This is a genomic window from Acinetobacter johnsonii ANC 3681 (assembly GCF_000368805.1).
Lineage (GTDB): Bacteria > Pseudomonadota > Gammaproteobacteria > Pseudomonadales > Moraxellaceae > Acinetobacter > Acinetobacter johnsonii.
In genome coordinates this window covers 250,488-266,071 of record NZ_KB849703.1, presented here as the reverse complement: position 1 = coordinate 266,071, position 15,584 = coordinate 250,488, and the positions used below count along the sequence as shown (strand labels likewise).

Annotated in this window: 12 protein-coding genes; 3 read left to right on the top strand and 9 right to left on the bottom strand. The window is 44.1% G+C overall.

Going from position 1 to position 15,584, the window contains the following annotated elements:
- Positions 1-182: 182 nt before the first annotated feature.
- Entirely contained in the window at positions 183-2,126 is a 1,944-nt protein-coding gene (acs, locus tag F946_RS01575; protein WP_004978242.1) for an acetate--CoA ligase, read from the top strand.
- An 81-nt stretch (positions 2,127-2,207) separates the two neighbouring features.
- Here acs and F946_RS01570 read toward each other — a convergent pair whose 3' ends face one another.
- Both F946_RS01570 and lhgO read right to left on the bottom strand, forming a co-directional pair.
- The gene (locus F946_RS01570; RefSeq protein WP_004978240.1) at positions 2,208-3,512 is read right to left on the bottom strand and encodes an MFS transporter; all 1,305 of its coding nucleotides are present in this window, start codon (positions 3,510-3,512) and stop codon (positions 2,208-2,210) included.
- 31 nt (positions 3,513-3,543) lie between these two features.
- Positions 3,544-4,752 (bottom strand): L-2-hydroxyglutarate oxidase, encoded by a 1,209-nt coding sequence (lhgO, locus tag F946_RS01565; RefSeq protein WP_004978239.1) that lies wholly within the window; start codon positions 4,750-4,752, stop codon positions 3,544-3,546.
- Between the two features lie 23 nt (positions 4,753-4,775).
- Here lhgO and F946_RS01560 point away from each other — a divergent pair, with 23 nt between their 5' ends.
- Positions 4,776-5,483: a GntR family transcriptional regulator gene (locus tag F946_RS01560; protein ID WP_004978238.1), complete on the top strand. Its 708-nt coding sequence runs from the start codon at positions 4,776-4,778 to the stop codon at positions 5,481-5,483.
- 293 nt (positions 5,484-5,776) lie between these two features.
- Here F946_RS01560 and F946_RS01555 read toward each other — a convergent pair whose 3' ends face one another.
- The 5 genes from F946_RS01555 to msuE form a co-directional block, all read right to left on the bottom strand.
- Positions 5,777-6,391 carry a riboflavin synthase gene (locus F946_RS01555; RefSeq protein ID WP_004978236.1) on the bottom strand — a complete coding sequence of 205 codons (615 nt, stop codon included), beginning with the start codon at positions 6,389-6,391 and terminating at the stop codon, positions 5,777-5,779.
- A 61-nt stretch (positions 6,392-6,452) separates the two neighbouring features.
- The gene (locus F946_RS01550; RefSeq protein WP_004978234.1) at positions 6,453-7,286 is read right to left on the bottom strand and encodes an SDR family NAD(P)-dependent oxidoreductase; all 834 of its coding nucleotides are present in this window, start codon (positions 7,284-7,286) and stop codon (positions 6,453-6,455) included.
- On the bottom strand, positions 7,283-7,693 hold the full coding sequence (locus F946_RS01545; RefSeq protein ID WP_004978232.1) for a DoxX-like family protein: 411 nt from the start codon (positions 7,691-7,693) through the stop codon (positions 7,283-7,285). The genes F946_RS01550 and F946_RS01545 overlap by 4 nt, the downstream gene beginning before the upstream one ends.
- A gap of 127 nt (positions 7,694-7,820) precedes the next feature.
- Positions 7,821-8,927: a dimethylsulfone monooxygenase SfnG gene (sfnG, locus tag F946_RS01540; protein WP_004978231.1), complete on the bottom strand. Its 1,107-nt coding sequence runs from the start codon at positions 8,925-8,927 to the stop codon at positions 7,821-7,823.
- Positions 8,928-8,955: 28 nt separating this feature from the next.
- Positions 8,956-9,684 (bottom strand): FMN reductase, encoded by a 729-nt coding sequence (gene msuE, locus F946_RS01535; RefSeq protein WP_004978229.1) that lies wholly within the window; start codon positions 9,682-9,684, stop codon positions 8,956-8,958.
- Between the two features lie 377 nt (positions 9,685-10,061).
- Between msuE and F946_RS01530 the strand changes: the two genes are divergently transcribed.
- Positions 10,062-10,712: a response regulator gene (locus tag F946_RS01530; RefSeq protein WP_004691689.1), complete on the top strand. Its 651-nt coding sequence runs from the start codon at positions 10,062-10,064 to the stop codon at positions 10,710-10,712.
- A gap of 59 nt (positions 10,713-10,771) precedes the next feature.
- On the opposite strand, the gene F946_RS01525 is transcribed toward F946_RS01530, so the two are convergent.
- Together F946_RS01525 and F946_RS01520 are read right to left on the bottom strand one after the other, a co-directional pair.
- Positions 10,772-11,539: a hypothetical protein gene (locus F946_RS01525; protein WP_004978226.1), complete on the bottom strand. Its 768-nt coding sequence runs from the start codon at positions 11,537-11,539 to the stop codon at positions 10,772-10,774.
- Positions 11,540-11,941: 402 nt separating this feature from the next.
- Positions 11,942-15,439 (bottom strand): hybrid sensor histidine kinase/response regulator, encoded by a 3,498-nt coding sequence (locus F946_RS01520; RefSeq protein ID WP_035326295.1) that lies wholly within the window; start codon positions 15,437-15,439, stop codon positions 11,942-11,944.
- Positions 15,440-15,584 lie beyond the last annotated feature (145 nt).

Genomic DNA, 15,584 nt, shown 5'->3' with positions numbered 1-15,584 from the left:
CACAGGATCTCATTGAAAGATCACTATAAAATGTGTTTTAAATTGTAGAAATAATATACGACCAAAGCCGTGTTGATCTGTTTAAAAAACAATCGTCATACTGTGGTTATGCAGTCCAATAATAAACCAATAACTGTGGCATGAACTCTCGCGATTAGAGTCAGAATATAAGGAAGTATGATATGAAAGAAGTCTATCCTGTACCTGCTGAATTTGAAAAAACTGCGCGCACCAATGAACAAGAATATTTTGAACGTTATCAAAAATCGATAGAACAACCTGACGAGTATTGGGCTGAACAAGCGTTGAAACTCGATTGGATCAAGCCTTTTAGTCAAGTTAAAAACACCAGTTATGATAAAGATAATTTTAAAATTGAATGGTTTGCCGATGGTCAGCTGAATCTAAGTGCCAACTGCCTTGACCGACACTTAAAAGACCATCCGTATAAACCTGCCATTATTTGGGAAGGTGACCATCCCTCACGCCATAAAATCATTTCCTTTGCTGAACTGTATGACGAAGTGTGTCGTTTTGCCAATGTCCTGAAAAAGCATGGTGTGGTGAAGGGTGATCGTGTGGTGCTGTATATGCCGATGATTTCAGAAGCGGCCATTTCGATGTTGGCCTGTGCCCGAATCGGTGCCGTGCATTGTGTGGTGTTTGGTGGCTTTTCACCTGACTCATTGGCGAGCAGGATTGATGACAGTCAAGCCAAAATTGTGATTACTGCAGACTCTGGGATGCGCGGGGGGAAACCGATTCCGCTGAAAGAAAATGTAGACGCAGCATTGAATCTACCCGGGACAGACTCAGTACAGAATGTGATTGTGGTGCACCGGACAGGCAATCCGATTACGCTGAAAGAAGGGCGTGATTTGTGGTATCACATGGAAATCATGACCGTTAACGAGATTTGTCCACCTGAACCGATGAATGCCGAGGATCCCCTGTTTATTTTATATACCTCAGGTTCAACGGGTAAGCCCAAAGGGGTGCTGCATACCACAGGGGGATATTTAACTTATGTGAATAGTACCTTCCGTGAAGTATTCGACTTAAAACAAGATGATGTATTTTGGTGTACCGCCGATGTAGGCTGGATTACGGGACACTCTTATGTGCTGTATGGCCCCTTGTCGAATGGAACCACAACAGTGATGTTTGAGGGGATTCCACAGTATCCAAGTTGGGCACGTACAGGGCATATTGTCGACAAACACAATGTGACGATTTTATACACGGCCCCGACAGCGATCCGCGCCATGATGCGCGAAGGGGATGCCTTTGTCCGTGAGAGTGACCGTAGCAGTTTGCGTTTAATTGGTTCCGTCGGAGAGCCGATCAACCCTGAAGCATGGAATTGGTACTACACAGTGGTGGGGGAAAGCCGTTGCCCAGTGGTGGATACTTGGTGGCAAACTGAAACAGGCGGGATTTTAATTTCTCCACTTCCGGGTGCGACACCACTTAAACCAGGGTCTGCAACGCGTCCTTTATTTGGGATTCAACCCGCTTTGGTTGATGTTGAAGGCAAAGAGTTAGAAGGTGAGGCCGAAGGCAATCTGGTGATTAAGGATTCATGGCCGGGACAAATGCGAACCATTTGGGGGGATCCTGAGCGGTTTATCGAAGCGTATTTTGCAACTTATCCGGGAACGTATTTCACGGGCGATGGTGCACGCCGTGATAAAGATGGTTATTACTGGATCACAGGTCGAGTCGATGATGTACTGAATGTGTCAGGGCACCGCTTAGGCACGGCCGAAGTGGAAAGTGCTTTGGTGGCACATGAGGCGGTTGCTGAGGCTGCGGTGGTGGGAATGCCACATGAAATCAAAGGGCAGGGAATTTGTTCCTTTGTCACTTTACAAGCGGGCGCAGCGCAAACGGAAGAACTCCGTGCAGAGCTGATTCAGTGGGTACGAAAGGTACTCGGTCCTGTGGCGACACCAGATGCCTTACATTGGGCACCGTCTTTACCCAAAACACGTTCAGGCAAAATTATGCGCCGTATTTTAAGAAAAATTGCGGCGAACGAGTTAGATAGTTTGGGCGATACATCGACGCTGGCTGAACCACAAGTGGTCGAAGTGTTGATTAAAGAAGTATATCCAAACGGATAAATGTTGGCTGAAGCCAAAAAGCCCATGCCTTAAATTTTAGACATGGGCTTTGTCTTTGTGAACGAAGAGTTGTTCAAGTGCTTAGTTTTTATGTTTGGAGAATTTATAGCCTTGATCGCAAAGGGCAGTTAAGACCACAAATAAACCTGCTAGCGCTAAAATTAGAATCACGCCTGTCGTCGAATTGGTTGGTGAAGCCGCCACCAACGACAAGGCACCTAAAGGTGCTAAGCCCCCTGCAATTGCTGTTCCAATTTCGCGGCCTGTACTCACTCCAGTAGAACGATTTTCCACGGCAAACTGACGACTGAGAAAAGATCCCTGTGGTGCGAACATCATAGGCGCAAGAATACCTGTCCCTATCGCTAAAGCGATGTAGATTGAAGTATTGTCACCTGTTTCTAGTAACTTCATAAAAGGATAGGCAAACAGGATTGAGAGAAAACCACCTAAGATCAGAACATTTCTACTGTTCCATTTGTCACACAACCAACCGAAGAATGGTACGGTGAAAATGGCAACCAAACTTGCAATGGTCACGGATAATGACGTGACATGTGCCGTAACACCTTGGAATTGAGTTAAATAAGCCAAAGAGAAGGTTTTAAAGATATAACTCAAGGCGTTATAGCCAATTGCAATCAGAAAGACCACGCTTAGACCTTTCATATTGGTTTTTAGGATCTGTTTAAATGGGTTTTCAGTCGACTTTTCGACGTGTGCTTCAGCATAATCAGGCGTTTCAGGCAAACTCTTACGGACCCATAAACCAATAATCACCAGCACAAAACTGAGAATAAACGGAATACGCCAGCCCCCATTAATTAAGAATTCATCACCATTTAGGGTTAGTAAAAAGACTGTAAGTGAAGAGAGCAGGAGACCTAAGTTTAGACCCAGAGCAGGCCATGCACCTTGACTACCGCGTTTATCTTCAGAAGCATGTTCATACGAGGTAATCGCAGCTCCTGCAAATTCAGCCCCAGCACCTAGACCTTGAATAATACGGAAAGTCACCAACAGCACTGCTGCCCAAATACCGATAGATTCATAAGTTGGAATGAGTCCAATAGCCGTAGTGCACAGCCCCATCAATAAGAAGGTGACAAACAGCATCTTTTTACGGCCATATTTGTCGCCAAAATAGCCAAAGAACAGCCCCCCTAGAGGGCGTGCGATAAAGCCAATCGCGAAAGTCGCAAAGGCTTTCAAACTGGCACTACCTGGGTCTGAAGTGTCAAAAAACACTTTAGCAAAGACAATTGAGGCCATGGTGGCATACAGATAGAAGTCATACCACTCTAACATGGAGCCAACAATGGTTGCAGTTGCTACTTTTTTGAGTCGCTTCTTTTTTTCTAATTCTGTTTCATGAGTATTGCTCATTTGATATTCCTTTATGAGAGTCAGTTTTTTATTAGTGGTGAGACATGACTTCGCGCACAATATATTCGGCAATCGCTAAAGAGGAGGTCGCACCCGGAGACGGGGCATTACGAATATGGGTGATATTGCCTTGTTTGTGAATGACAAAGTCATCGACCAATGAGCCATCTGCTTCCATCGCTTGAGCTCGAATGCCACGTGTTGCAGGTTCAACAGAGACGTCAGCAAGTGATGGCACATATTTAGCTGCTTCTGCGACAAAATTGGTTTGGCTGAGGACCGTTCTCAGCTCTCGTACCGCTGCGGGCATGTTTTTAGAGGAGAATTTCCAAAAACCTTTGTAAGTGAGGAAGTCGTAAATATCGGTGAGGTTAAATTTATTACCGGTATAGTTTTCACGGCCAAACGAAATAAACGCATTTGGTCCAATGGTCATCTGACCATCAATTCGTTTGGTGAAATGTACCCCTAAAAATGGATATTTAGGATCGGGTACAGGATAAATCAGACCTTTGACATGATTTTTGAATTGTTCATCAATCACATAGTATTGACCAAAGAATGGGACAATTTTTGGCGTGGCAATATCGCCTGAATTGCTCGCAAGTCGGTCAGACTGTAAACCTGCACAGGTTACGACGTAGTCAAACTGGGTTGGATAGACCTCATGATCGTCAAAATGTACGCTGACTTTATTATTTTTTTCCGTCAAATTAATGACTTTTCGACCCAATACCAATGTGCCATTTTTCTGTTTAATTTCTTCTGCAATTTTTTTCGCAATTGCACCGTAGCTGACAATTGCGGTACGTGGGGAATAGAGGGCTTTGGTCCCAATACAATTCGGCTCGACGTCTTGAATTTCGCCAGCTTGCAGAATACGGACATCAGGAACTTGGTTGGCCATCGATTTTTTGTAGATTGCATCGAGACGACCTTCTTCATCTTTAGTGAGTGCCACCACGACCTTGCCACATTCATCATAGGGAATTTGGTTTTCAGTACAGTATTGTTGAACCAGTGTCGCACCACGACGGCATAAGCGGGCTTTTAAGCCCCCTGGTTCATAATATAGTCCAGCATGTACTACACCTGAATTATGGCTCGATTGATGCATGGCAACATCAGTTTCTTTTTCAAATACCGTGACACGGGCATCTGGATAGTCCAACAGAAGTTGGCGGGCAACAGCCAATCCATTGATTCCCCCCCCGATGATGGCATAATGTTTATTCAGCATATTGATTCCCTTTGTAAAACCTCATGAAACTGATCCAAAAACCAAAAACACTAACTGAAGAAGCTTTTGAAATTTTGCAGGATGCAATTATCAATAATCACTTACAGTTCAATGTCTTGTACTCAGCAACAGAATTGGGTCAGATGCTTGGCGGCATTTCACGCACACCTGTACGTGAAGCAGCGCAAATGCTTGAAAAGATTGGTATTGTGAAAATCGAGAAAAATAAAGGGATACGTATTATTCCGACAACATTCACCACAATGATTGAATCCTTTCAAATCCGATTGATGCTGGAGGTTCCTCTGGTCTACCGTGCAACTAAGGTCAGAACAGAGCAAGATATTGAACATTTGAATGCTATTTTTGAGGAGTTCAAACTGAAGGCGGCCTCAAATGACATTACAGGGACTCTAAAAGCTGACCGGGATTACCATTTAGCGTTGTTACAAATTGTGGGCAATCAGAAAGCGATTGATATTATTAGCAATACCCGTAACCAAGTGTTAATCGCGGGTTCTGCAACTATTCCGCATTCGCGAAATTGTATACAGACCTTTGATGACCATTTAAAGTTACATCATGCATTTGTGAGTGGAGATGCTCAACAAGCCGCTAACTTGATGAAAGCTCACATAATAAATACCGCTACGCTACTGATAAACCAAGAATCGGAAAAACGTGAAAACTGGTCAGATTACAGTACCAATGACTATCTCAACTGGATCTAAAATTGATAGTAGCATGTTGCATGCAACATGTAAATTTTGAACAATCTCTCCTGTGCGGAAATTTTATACGACTTTAGTCGTAGTTTTTGGCAGCGATTATTGATGTGAAATATGAAGCTCAACCCTTAGAGATTTGAACTGAGAAGGATCGAAAAGGGGTATGAGTATCGGTAAGTTGATTGATGCTTAATATTTAAATTATACGTATATCATTTTGATAAATAACATTTTTAAAATACAGAAAACGCCTGAGTTAGGCGCTTTTGTACAGCTGTAATGTCAAAAAACGCAGTTTAACGCTGATGGATACTTTCTAAAGTGTCGACCATCGTCCGTGTCATCTGATCAATTTCATAATTGACCGCATCGCCGACTTGTACCGATGCCCACGTGGTCAGACGTAAGGTTTCAGGAATCAAATCAACTGAAATTTCATGGCTGTTACGATCAACACGGTTGACGGTGAGGCTACAACCATTCAGACCAATAAAACCTTTTAAGAAAAAGTATTTAATATTGCCTTCTGGAATGTGAAGATCCACATGCAGAGTCTCGCCGTGACGGCTCAGCTGCTTTACTGTAGCCGTTCCTTCGATATGTCCATACAAGTTGTGTCCCCCATTTTCCATCCCGACTTTGGCTGAACGTTCGATATTCACCTCATCGCCTGTCTGTAAAGCCCCTAACGTGGTCAGGCGTCGAGTCAAATCTGAAACATCAAAATGGACTTGATTGGCGGTAAGATCGATGTGCGTTGCAGTTAAGCAGGTGCCATTGATGGCTACACTTGCACCGATGAAGACATCGTGAAAAAAGTTGTGTGTATTTGAAACCACAAGGGTGCTAAAACCGTCGCCTTGACGGACATCTAGAATTTTTTCTAAGCCTTGTACGATACCTGTGTACATCAGAAGTCTTCCTAATTCGGGGGTTATGTTTAATGTAAATGATCTACAACTTGATGTGGCATTATTTTGAGTTGAGATGTGCTAAAACTGTACCTTTGATTGGATTTCGACGCCAATAATAGGGCCGCAAAAATCGGAGCAACAGACGTAAGGGCGTCATCCATACGATGCGAGTATGGCGACGTTTATTCTCTAAAATACGTTGGGCCAAATAGTGACAGACCACTTCAGGTGGGTCAATAATAAACAAAAAAAGCCGTTTCATTTTGTTCCAGTGCTGAACATTGCCATTTTGCCATGAGGATACCAGTAGGTCGGTTGCCACCATTCCGGGACTGAGCGTACCGACTTGAATATTGGTCTGTTTGGTTTCTTTAAACAGGGCTTGACTAAAGTACCCTACGGCACGTTTGGTGGTGGCATAGGCGGTCATGCCTGCACTCCATTCGCCTCGAGTACCCCAACCTTCCATATTGAAAATTTGACCATAGCCTTGTGCCAGCATGCCGTTTAAGGCCACTTGTGAGCCGAACATACTGCCGAGAATATTGGTTTGAACCACAGTCTGTATGTCTGCTGCTGCGAGATCTTTAAAATCTAGTGTCGCTGTACAACTGCCTGCATTATTAATCCAAATCTGAACAGCACCAAATTGTTGAATGGCTTCATCCCAAAGCTTTTGTAGTTCATGAATCTGCGTGACATCACAAGTGACGGCATGAATCAGCGCAGCAGGAAAGCGATGCCGTAGCTGTTGCAGGGTGCGCTGCAAATCTGTGCTATTTCGCCCAGAAATCACGACGGCTTGTTGTTGTTCTAAGAAGGCTTGAGCTAAACCCAAGCCGATACCTTTAGAACTGCCTGTAATGATGATGCAACCTGATTTTGAATTCATATGGAGCCTTTACTTTGTGAATTAAAGGACGTCGCTTCTTGGTTGTGAAGCATGCAATAACAAATGGATAGACTGATCATTGCAAGGTTCATGACCACAGGATTAAAAGCACGAATGAGACTGTCTGGGATCAGAAAAGCGACCAGTGCAAATAAAAACACTAAGCTAAAGATACTGAGGTAATGCAGATATTTACTGGAATTAAAGAGGAACAATAAAGCAAAAACACACTCAAGCACACCTGAGCCCTGACCTGCTAGTTGGGCCTGTGTGTAGGAAAGCCCAAAAGTTTGCCAAATGGCAATCTCATCGGGATTGATAAAAAGGATTTTAGGAATTAGACCTTGATAGCCCCATAAAAAGGCCAAAGAGAGATTAATGAATTTAGAGAGTTGGCTGTAGTTCATATCAAGTGGTTATTTTTTACTTTGTGTGGATTATACACCAATAAAAAAACCCTCAAGCCGAGCCTTGAGGGAAGAATAGAGTCACCTATCATTATTATTTTTTAGTTCGTGTCTGCTGCTTACCGAGCTAAGCAGATTTGGCAGTCTCAACGGATTGCTGCTGAGCTTCCAACTCACGAACCAATGGCAACACTTTGGCACCGAAGTATTCAACCTCTTCGATAAAATGTAAAAAACCTGAAAGGATTAAATCCACACCAACGGCTTTTAATTCCACAATACGTTCGGCAATTTGGCGTGGTGTGCCAATCAAATTGGTTTTAAAGCCATCATTGTATTGAACCAAATCTTCAAAGGTCGATTCGGCCCAATTGCCTTCACCTTCAAGTGTTGCTGCACCCGCTTCACGGGTGGCATCGCCAAAGGCATGTACCGCTTGAATATTGGCTTTATCAATAATTTCTTGCAGAACCGTTTTCGCTTCTTCCTCGGTATCTCGGGCAATAATGAAAGCATTCACTCCAATTTTGACCTGATGGCCATTCTGTTGGGCTTTTGCACGAATATCATCAATCTGTTTTTTGAGCTCCTCAGGGGTGTTGCCATTGGTGAAATACCAGTCTGAAACCCGTGCAGCCATATCCCGTGCAGCGCGTGAACTGCCGCCTTGGAAAATTTCAATATGCGGCTTTTGCACAGGTTTGGGTGACAAGGTGTAGTCTTTGAACTGGTAGTACTTTCCATTGAAACTATAGTTGTCTTGGGTCCAAACGCCTTTTAATGCACGAATAAACTCTTCCGAGCGGGCATAGCGTTGGTCATGTTCAGGCCATACTTCACCAATAGCATCAAATTCGCCACGGAACCAACCACTGACCACATTAATCGCAATACGTCCTTGGGTTAAGTGGTCGATGGTTGCAAGCTGTTTTGCGGCAAGCACGGGTTTCCACGGGCCAGGTAAAATAGCGGCAATGACTTTGAGTTTGCTGGTTTTAGCTAAGATACCGTGACTAAAACTGACCGACTCATGTTGGTTTTCTGCGTTATAACCCGCAGTAAAACGAATCTGAGTTAGAGCATAGTCAAAGCCATTTTTTTCCGCAGCCTGCGCTAAACGAACGTTATAGTCATAACTCCAGTCTGTGCGCTGCTCAATATTACTCACCACTAAGCCACCGCTGACATTGGGAACCCAATAAGCAAACGTGATATTTTTATTTTGTTGTGACATGTGAAAACCCTCTCAATGCTTTTCTGCGTTAAGCGACCTGTGGTTTGGCTTTTTTCTGATGCAAGCGGGACTCGGCTGCATCTAAATTCGGGACCGCGGCTGAAGGCAGCACATCGTCTTGTTCGATTTGAGTGTTGATACCCAAGTTCTGATTGGCAAGTTGGGTCTTTTCTTTAACCACTTCTGCACGTTGACCTTTGGCAGGTGCCCATTCTAGGATGGGTAAAGCGCGGGCCACAGCAAGGGTGATGCGATCTCGTAATAATTCACTTTGGATGGTATACGCTGGGGTAAAGTCTTTGTCTGTGGCATAGACCCCAATCGGTAAAGTTTGTGCTTGGAAGAAACTGAATAGTGGGCGAAGTTGGTGCTCCAGTACCAGGGCATGACGTTCACTGCCGCCTGAGGCTGCAAGTAGTACCGGTACATCGACCAGCGCCGTTTGTTCAACAAAGTCGAAAAAGTGTTTAAACAAACCAGTAAATGAAGCACGGTAAACTGGTGTTCCAACAATCAAAGCATCGGCAGCTTCGACCGCGGCTAGGTCATCTTGCACACGTTGTGGCAGTTGGTTGCGGTAAATCGCGCCACCGAGTAAATGGCCAATTTCGCTGAATTTAATGAAATGTACATTGATTGGGGTTGCATTGCCCAGTTCATTTAATATTTCTTGTACTAATGCCTCAGTTTTAGACGGGGTATTTAAACCACCTGACACAGCGACAATATTGAGTGGTTTTTGCAGTAAAGTAGACATAAGAAAAGCCCTAAAGTGTTGTATCTCGGAATGGGCTTATTTATCTAATATCTGCATTTGGTCTGTAAAATAAAGAAATAGCGTTAAGTTATCTGATTTTAAGATATATCTGTTGAGGTTGAAAAAGACGATCTAAATTTTTATTAAATGGTTGTATTTTTTATATATATTTAAATTAAATAACCTTTTTCGATGTGCTGATAAATTTTATATCAAAATGTGATTAGTTATTTATATTTCAAGATCGACTTGGAATTGAGGCTATTTTTCTGAATAAAGCGTGATAAAGTGAAAAAAAGTTAGACTTTGCATATCCTTATCGGCACTTGTATGGTTAGAATAGTCAAGACTAGTGCACTCGAAATCTCTCGTTGCTTATGAATATATTAATCGTTGATGACCATCCGCTGTTTCGCCATGCGTTAATCCAAGCTGTTCGTTATAGCTTACCGCAAGCTCAAATTCATGAAACAGCCGCAGTAAACGAGTTTTATGAACGCCTTGAAAAAGGTCCTGAACCTGATTTGGTGCTATTGGACTTAAACTTACCAGGTGCTTCAGGTTTTTCTGCATTGGTACACGTTCGTGCCCAGTATCCATCATTACCGATTATTGTCGTTTCAGCACATGAAGAGACTTCAATCATTCAGCGTTCAATTGCGCATGGTGCGATGGGGTATATTCCAAAGTCGGCACATCCAAGTCATATTGGTGAAGCAATTCGCGAAGTCTTAGATGGTGAAATTTGGTTGCCGCCAAATTTACCTGCTAACATGAACTTTGATCCACGTGCTGCCGATGAAACTGCACTGGCTGAGCGAATTCAATCCTTAACGCCGCAGCAGTTCCGTGTTTTGATGATGGTGGCAGAAGGTTTGCTGAATAAGCAGATTGCCTATGAACTCGATGTTTCAGAAGCGACGATTAAAGCGCACGTGACTGCGATTTTCCGTAAGCTCGGGGTACAAAACCGAACTCAAGCGGTCCTCGCGATCAATGCTTTAAATATTGAAGAAAAACGAATGTAAGCTGATCTATTGAATTAAAAAAAGCGCTGAATGATCAGCGCTTTTTTTCGGTTTTGAGTTTAAGCCAAGCAGTTTTGTTTGCTGGTGACATCGGTACAAAATAAAGGATTTAAAGCACATTGTAAGTCATCAATTTGCTCTTCAGAGACATAGCCCTGTTGTTTCAAATAAGCGGCAACACGGTCATCACGCAGACTTAAAAAGGCCGCATCATACACGCCAAGATCGACAAATAAAGCCGCCGTTTCCAAGCTGTTGAAACGGTCTAAGTAGATTTCGTTGTCATACATGAGGAAAATATGGTCTTGTGTTCCTTGCGCATCAATACTTAAGCGATCCGCCAAGACTTGCGGTGGTGTTTTAATAAAGAGCAGATCCGACAATTGGTCAAACTGGGTGGTGTCGAGTTGATCCTGATCGGTTTTGACTTTACCGAGCCATGCTTTAAACACCAAAACTGCACCGCCGCGAAGGAGCATGCTCCAAATTTGATGGCGCACATCTTCACTGAGTCCGCTGGATTCGGCTTCCAATGCCAGCAAGAACGGGTCTTCTTGTTGCTGAAGTTTTTCAAATAGACCTAAACCTTGCGGTTGGTAAGCCGCGGGGCGAAACACATCAAAGTCGAGTTGTTCAAACACTTGTAATGCGAGGGGAATAGCGGTGTGATACAGCGTATCTAAGGCCTGAACATGAGTCTCGTTGAGTCTACTTTGTTTAAAGAGTTCGACCCAGTCAATACTGGGTAAAAAGGCATTGGCACTATACTGGCGCAAAAATTGTTGTGATTGATCTGAGCCATGTGGCATTGCTTTAGAAATGTTCATCATAAAACTCCAAGAGAAGGATGATCAGTTTCTTTAGCGAAGGAAGAGGTATATAGGTAGAAAAACTGATCTTTTCTTAGTCCTAGTTATCTGCCAATCCCCTGTGGAGATGAATGCGACTAAAGTCGTAGTTTGTGTTTTTATGCATATTTAGTTTAAATAAAACAAATACTTGAAAAATTGTAACTAAGTATACAAGTGTTCACTAATGTAAGTGGTGTATTTTGCCATAGTAAAAATGGATGTGTAATTTTTAGTCAATATTATTGGGCTTCAAAGAGCTGGAAATGAGCACTTTGGTCGAAACCGTTAAAACTTTAGTCAGTTTGCCATATATACAGGGCCTAAAAAAGACAAAACCCAAGTCAGATGACTTGGGTTTTGTGAGCGAATGTAGTGAATTTATTCAGGATTTGAAATTTTTAAACCCGATAACCATGCTCGTAAAGAGGCTGGTTTTAACGGTTTTTTCAACAGTACGATATTCATATCTTTGACTCGTTGTGGCAGTTCAGGATCTGAGTCAGCGGTAATCAAAGCGACGGGGACATTTTCTTGGCGATTGGCCAAAATAAAGTCCAAGCCAATTTTGTCATGATTTAAGTGCTGATCGACCAACCAGACCTGAATGTTTTCTTGCTGAATCATCTCAAAAGCTTGCTCAGGCTCGGTTGCCTTAAACACTTGATAGCCCCATTTGGTGAGTAAAGTTGACATCCCTTCTAAAATGGTTTCGTCATTGTCCAAACACAAAATCTTATAGGCTTTGGTTTTGAGTGGTACCGCTTGTACAGGCGCTGCTACGACTTTTGGTGGATCAATGATTGGTACTTCAATCATAAAGCATGACCCTTTGCCATACTCTGAATAGACATGCACTGGGTAGTCGAGTAGGCTGGTCATCCGTTGTACGATGGCCAAACCCAAGCCAAGCCCTTGCTCACCCCACGGTGAGGTATGGCCACAGCGCTCAAACTCTTGGAATAGTTTAATCCGTTGTTCTTCTGCAATCCCGGGTCCTGTATCCCACACCCCAATCCGGATATGGCGTGGCTTGTCCGTGGAGCGGAGTACACCCACCACCACTTTGCCTTTGGCAGTGTAGCGTAGGGCATTACTGACAAAGTTCTGAATAATACGGCGAATCCATTGTGGGTCGGTATCTATCCAGAATTGCGCATCATGTACGCTAAAACGAATACCGCGCTGTGCGGCAATGGATTTAAACTGCAATTCAAGGTCGCTGAGTAAATCATGCAGCGGATAAGCCTGGCGATTCGGTTGAATGGTGCCACCTTCAAGACGGGCAATATCCAACAGGGCAGACAACATACTTTCTGCACCGTGTAAGGCACGATCAAGCTGTTGTAGCGTTTTACGGTCTTCTTCACTTTGTACGCTTTGTTCTAAAGCCGTACTGAACAGACGTGCAGCATGCATCGGTTGCAATAAGTCATGACTGGCCGCGGCAATAAAGCGGCTTTTCGACATATTGGCTTTGTCGGCTTGTTCACGCGCCAGTTGTTGTTCAGTCAATGCATCTGCTAGCTGTTGAGTTCGGTCTTGGACACGCGCCTCCAGCATGGCTTCATTTTCACGGAAGGCGGTAATGTCGGCAAAGGTGGTGACGAATCCACCGCCTTCAATTGGGTTGCCGCGCATTTGAATGACACGGCCATCTTTACGAATCCGTTCAAACTCGTGTGCGCTACCGACTTGCATCCAATGCATCCGTTTCCGTACATGTTCTTCGACCGAACCCGGGCCACATTCGCCGCGCTCTGCGTTATACCGAATCAAATCGGAAATCGGACAACCGACATAGACAATATCTTTTGGATAATCAAACAGTTTTAAATATTGATTATTCCACGCCACCAAACACATATTTTCATCGACCACACTCACCCCTTGGGTCATGTGGTCAATCATGGTCATGATCAGGTTTTGATTAAAACGTTGCCACTGTGAGGCTTGGTCTAGAATGTTTGCCACTTGCCCCAAAGCGAGGCCATTGTTGACCATTGCGGTGGTGAGCAGGGTACGTGCCGATGCAGCACCAATAGTGCCTGCCAAATATTGTTCGGTAAAACGCCACCACATGCCGTTGGCATTGCTGTTTTCATTCAGCACCACATTGTTCTGGGCACAGAACTGTTGGAAAGCGCGCATGGTTGCGCCATCGCCTGTAATCCGTTTGGCTAAGGTAATTAAATCACCAACTTTTAAACGTGCAACATCGTGATGAATGTAGTTGATGTCTGTAGACGTGCTCTGGGTTGGCAGTGGCTTGGTTTCATAATAGAAAAAGCTTTCTGCTTGAATTTGTTCGGCCACGCTGGGGCGGAAAATTCGAGAAATCCAAATGTATAAAATAATATTCAGACCCAGTGCCCACACCACCCCATGGGTGAGTGCGGCAAAGGATTCAAAACCGAGCAGAGCTTCAGGGCGTAACCAGTTAATGCCCATGGGCCCGAAATTGAGAAAGCTTTCGGTAAAGTGTGAATATTCAGCAGGCAAACTGCGCAGTACAGTGGGTAACAACAGGGTGTAGGCCCACATACCAAAACCGGCCAATAAACCTGCATAGACGCCTTGTTTACTGCCGCCACGCCAGTACAGACCACCTATGAGGGCAGGTGAGAACTGAGCCACCGCACTAAAGGCCAACAAGCCAAAGACCGAAAGTTGGTCAATGTCATTGAAAAAATGGAAGAACAAAAAGCCCAATAACATGACGGCTAAAATACAGACCCGACGGGTAAATTTAAGTACCAAGGGTAAGCGCTTATCGTGGCGGGACAGTAAATTGGTACGCCATAAGGCAGGCATGATCAAATCATTACTGAGCATGATCGACAGGGCCACTGAAGACACCAACAGCATACCCGTTGAGGCAGAAAAGCCACCTAAAAAGGCCAATAAGGTTAACCAGTCTTGGCCATAACTTAAAGGTAAAGACAAAACCGCTACATCGGGAATCGCTAAGTAACCTGGCGTTGCATGCAGCGCCCAACTGGCAATCGGGATAATGGCAATGATGGTTAAAACTAAATAAACTGCGAACCAGCGCCGTGCCCCACGAATATGCTTTTCATCACGCAATTCGACCACAGCGACGTGGAACTGACGCGGTAAACAAATGATCGCGAGTCCAGCCAACAAGGTTTGAATCCAAAATGTATCGGGTACACCAATGAGTTGTACTTGATGGAACGTTTCAGCGACATCCTTAGATATTTGATGGATGTTTTCGGGTGCAGCAAACACAAAAAAGATTGCGACACACAGCAAGGCGAACAATTTGACAAAAGATTCGAAGGCAACCGCTAACATCAGACCGCCATGTTGTTCTGTATTGGCAATCTGTCTGGTCCCGAAAATCATGGCTAAAATGGCCAAGATACCAGTGAGGAACAGTACACCGTTGGTGGTCGAGGCGATACTGCCTGCGGTGGGCTCTAAAATCACCGCAGCACTAAGTGCAATAGCACGTAGCTGTAGGGCTAAGTAAGGGATAATCGCAATGACGGCAAGGATGGTCACCATCGAGGCCAAAGGCCCACTTTTACCATAGCGTGCAGCAACAAAATCGGCAATCGATGAAATAGCATGGTGCTGACGGACGCGGCCTAAACGACGCCAAATGTCATAGCCCAGTGCGACGAAGAGTAGTGGGCCAAGGTAGATTGGCAGAAAGATAATGCCTTCACGAACTGCTGCACCTGTTGCGCCATAAAAGGTCCAAGACGAACAGTAGACCCCTAAAGTTAAACTAAACAATAGCATGCGCCCACGCGTGCTCAGGCGGCTGGCGTGTTTCTCACCAAAAAAGGCGCAGATAAAGAGTAAGACGATATAGAGGGCCAATACCCCGATAATGAGCCAGCTGTTCATTTTACCTAAAGTTTTTCCTTCATCTTGGCCATCATAGCGCATCTCGGATAGTGGCTGCTGAGCTTGTTTAAAATTTACAGACCAAAGTCTAAATTACAACCAATACAGAAGCTTGCTACTTTAGCAAATGTAATAATTCGAATTA

Coding starts and splice junctions, on each gene's coding strand:
- F946_RS01545 (WP_004978232.1), bottom strand. CDS start 7,693: ATGAACTACAGCCAACTCTCTAAATTCATTAATCTCTCTTTGGCCTTT.
- F946_RS01520 (WP_035326295.1), bottom strand. CDS start 15,439: ATGAACAGCTGGCTCATTATCGGGGTATTGGCCCTCTATATCGTCTTA.
- sfnG (WP_004978231.1), bottom strand. CDS start 8,927: ATGTCACAACAAAATAAAAATATCACGTTTGCTTATTGGGTTCCCAAT.
- acs (WP_004978242.1), top strand. CDS start 183: ATGAAAGAAGTCTATCCTGTACCTGCTGAATTTGAAAAAACTGCGCGC.
- F946_RS01550 (WP_004978234.1), bottom strand. CDS start 7,286: ATGAATTCAAAATCAGGTTGCATCATCATTACAGGCAGTTCTAAAGGT.
- F946_RS01555 (WP_004978236.1), bottom strand. CDS start 6,391: ATGTACACAGGTATCGTACAAGGCTTAGAAAAAATTCTAGATGTCCGT.
- F946_RS01560 (WP_004978238.1), top strand. CDS start 4,776: ATGAAACTGATCCAAAAACCAAAAACACTAACTGAAGAAGCTTTTGAA.
- msuE (WP_004978229.1), bottom strand. CDS start 9,684: ATGTCTACTTTACTGCAAAAACCACTCAATATTGTCGCTGTGTCAGGT.
- F946_RS01570 (WP_004978240.1), bottom strand. CDS start 3,512: ATGAGCAATACTCATGAAACAGAATTAGAAAAAAAGAAGCGACTCAAA.
- F946_RS01525 (WP_004978226.1), bottom strand. CDS start 11,539: ATGAACATTTCTAAAGCAATGCCACATGGCTCAGATCAATCACAACAA.
- lhgO (WP_004978239.1), bottom strand. CDS start 4,752: ATGCTGAATAAACATTATGCCATCATCGGGGGGGGAATCAATGGATTG.
- F946_RS01530 (WP_004691689.1), top strand. CDS start 10,062: ATGAATATATTAATCGTTGATGACCATCCGCTGTTTCGCCATGCGTTA.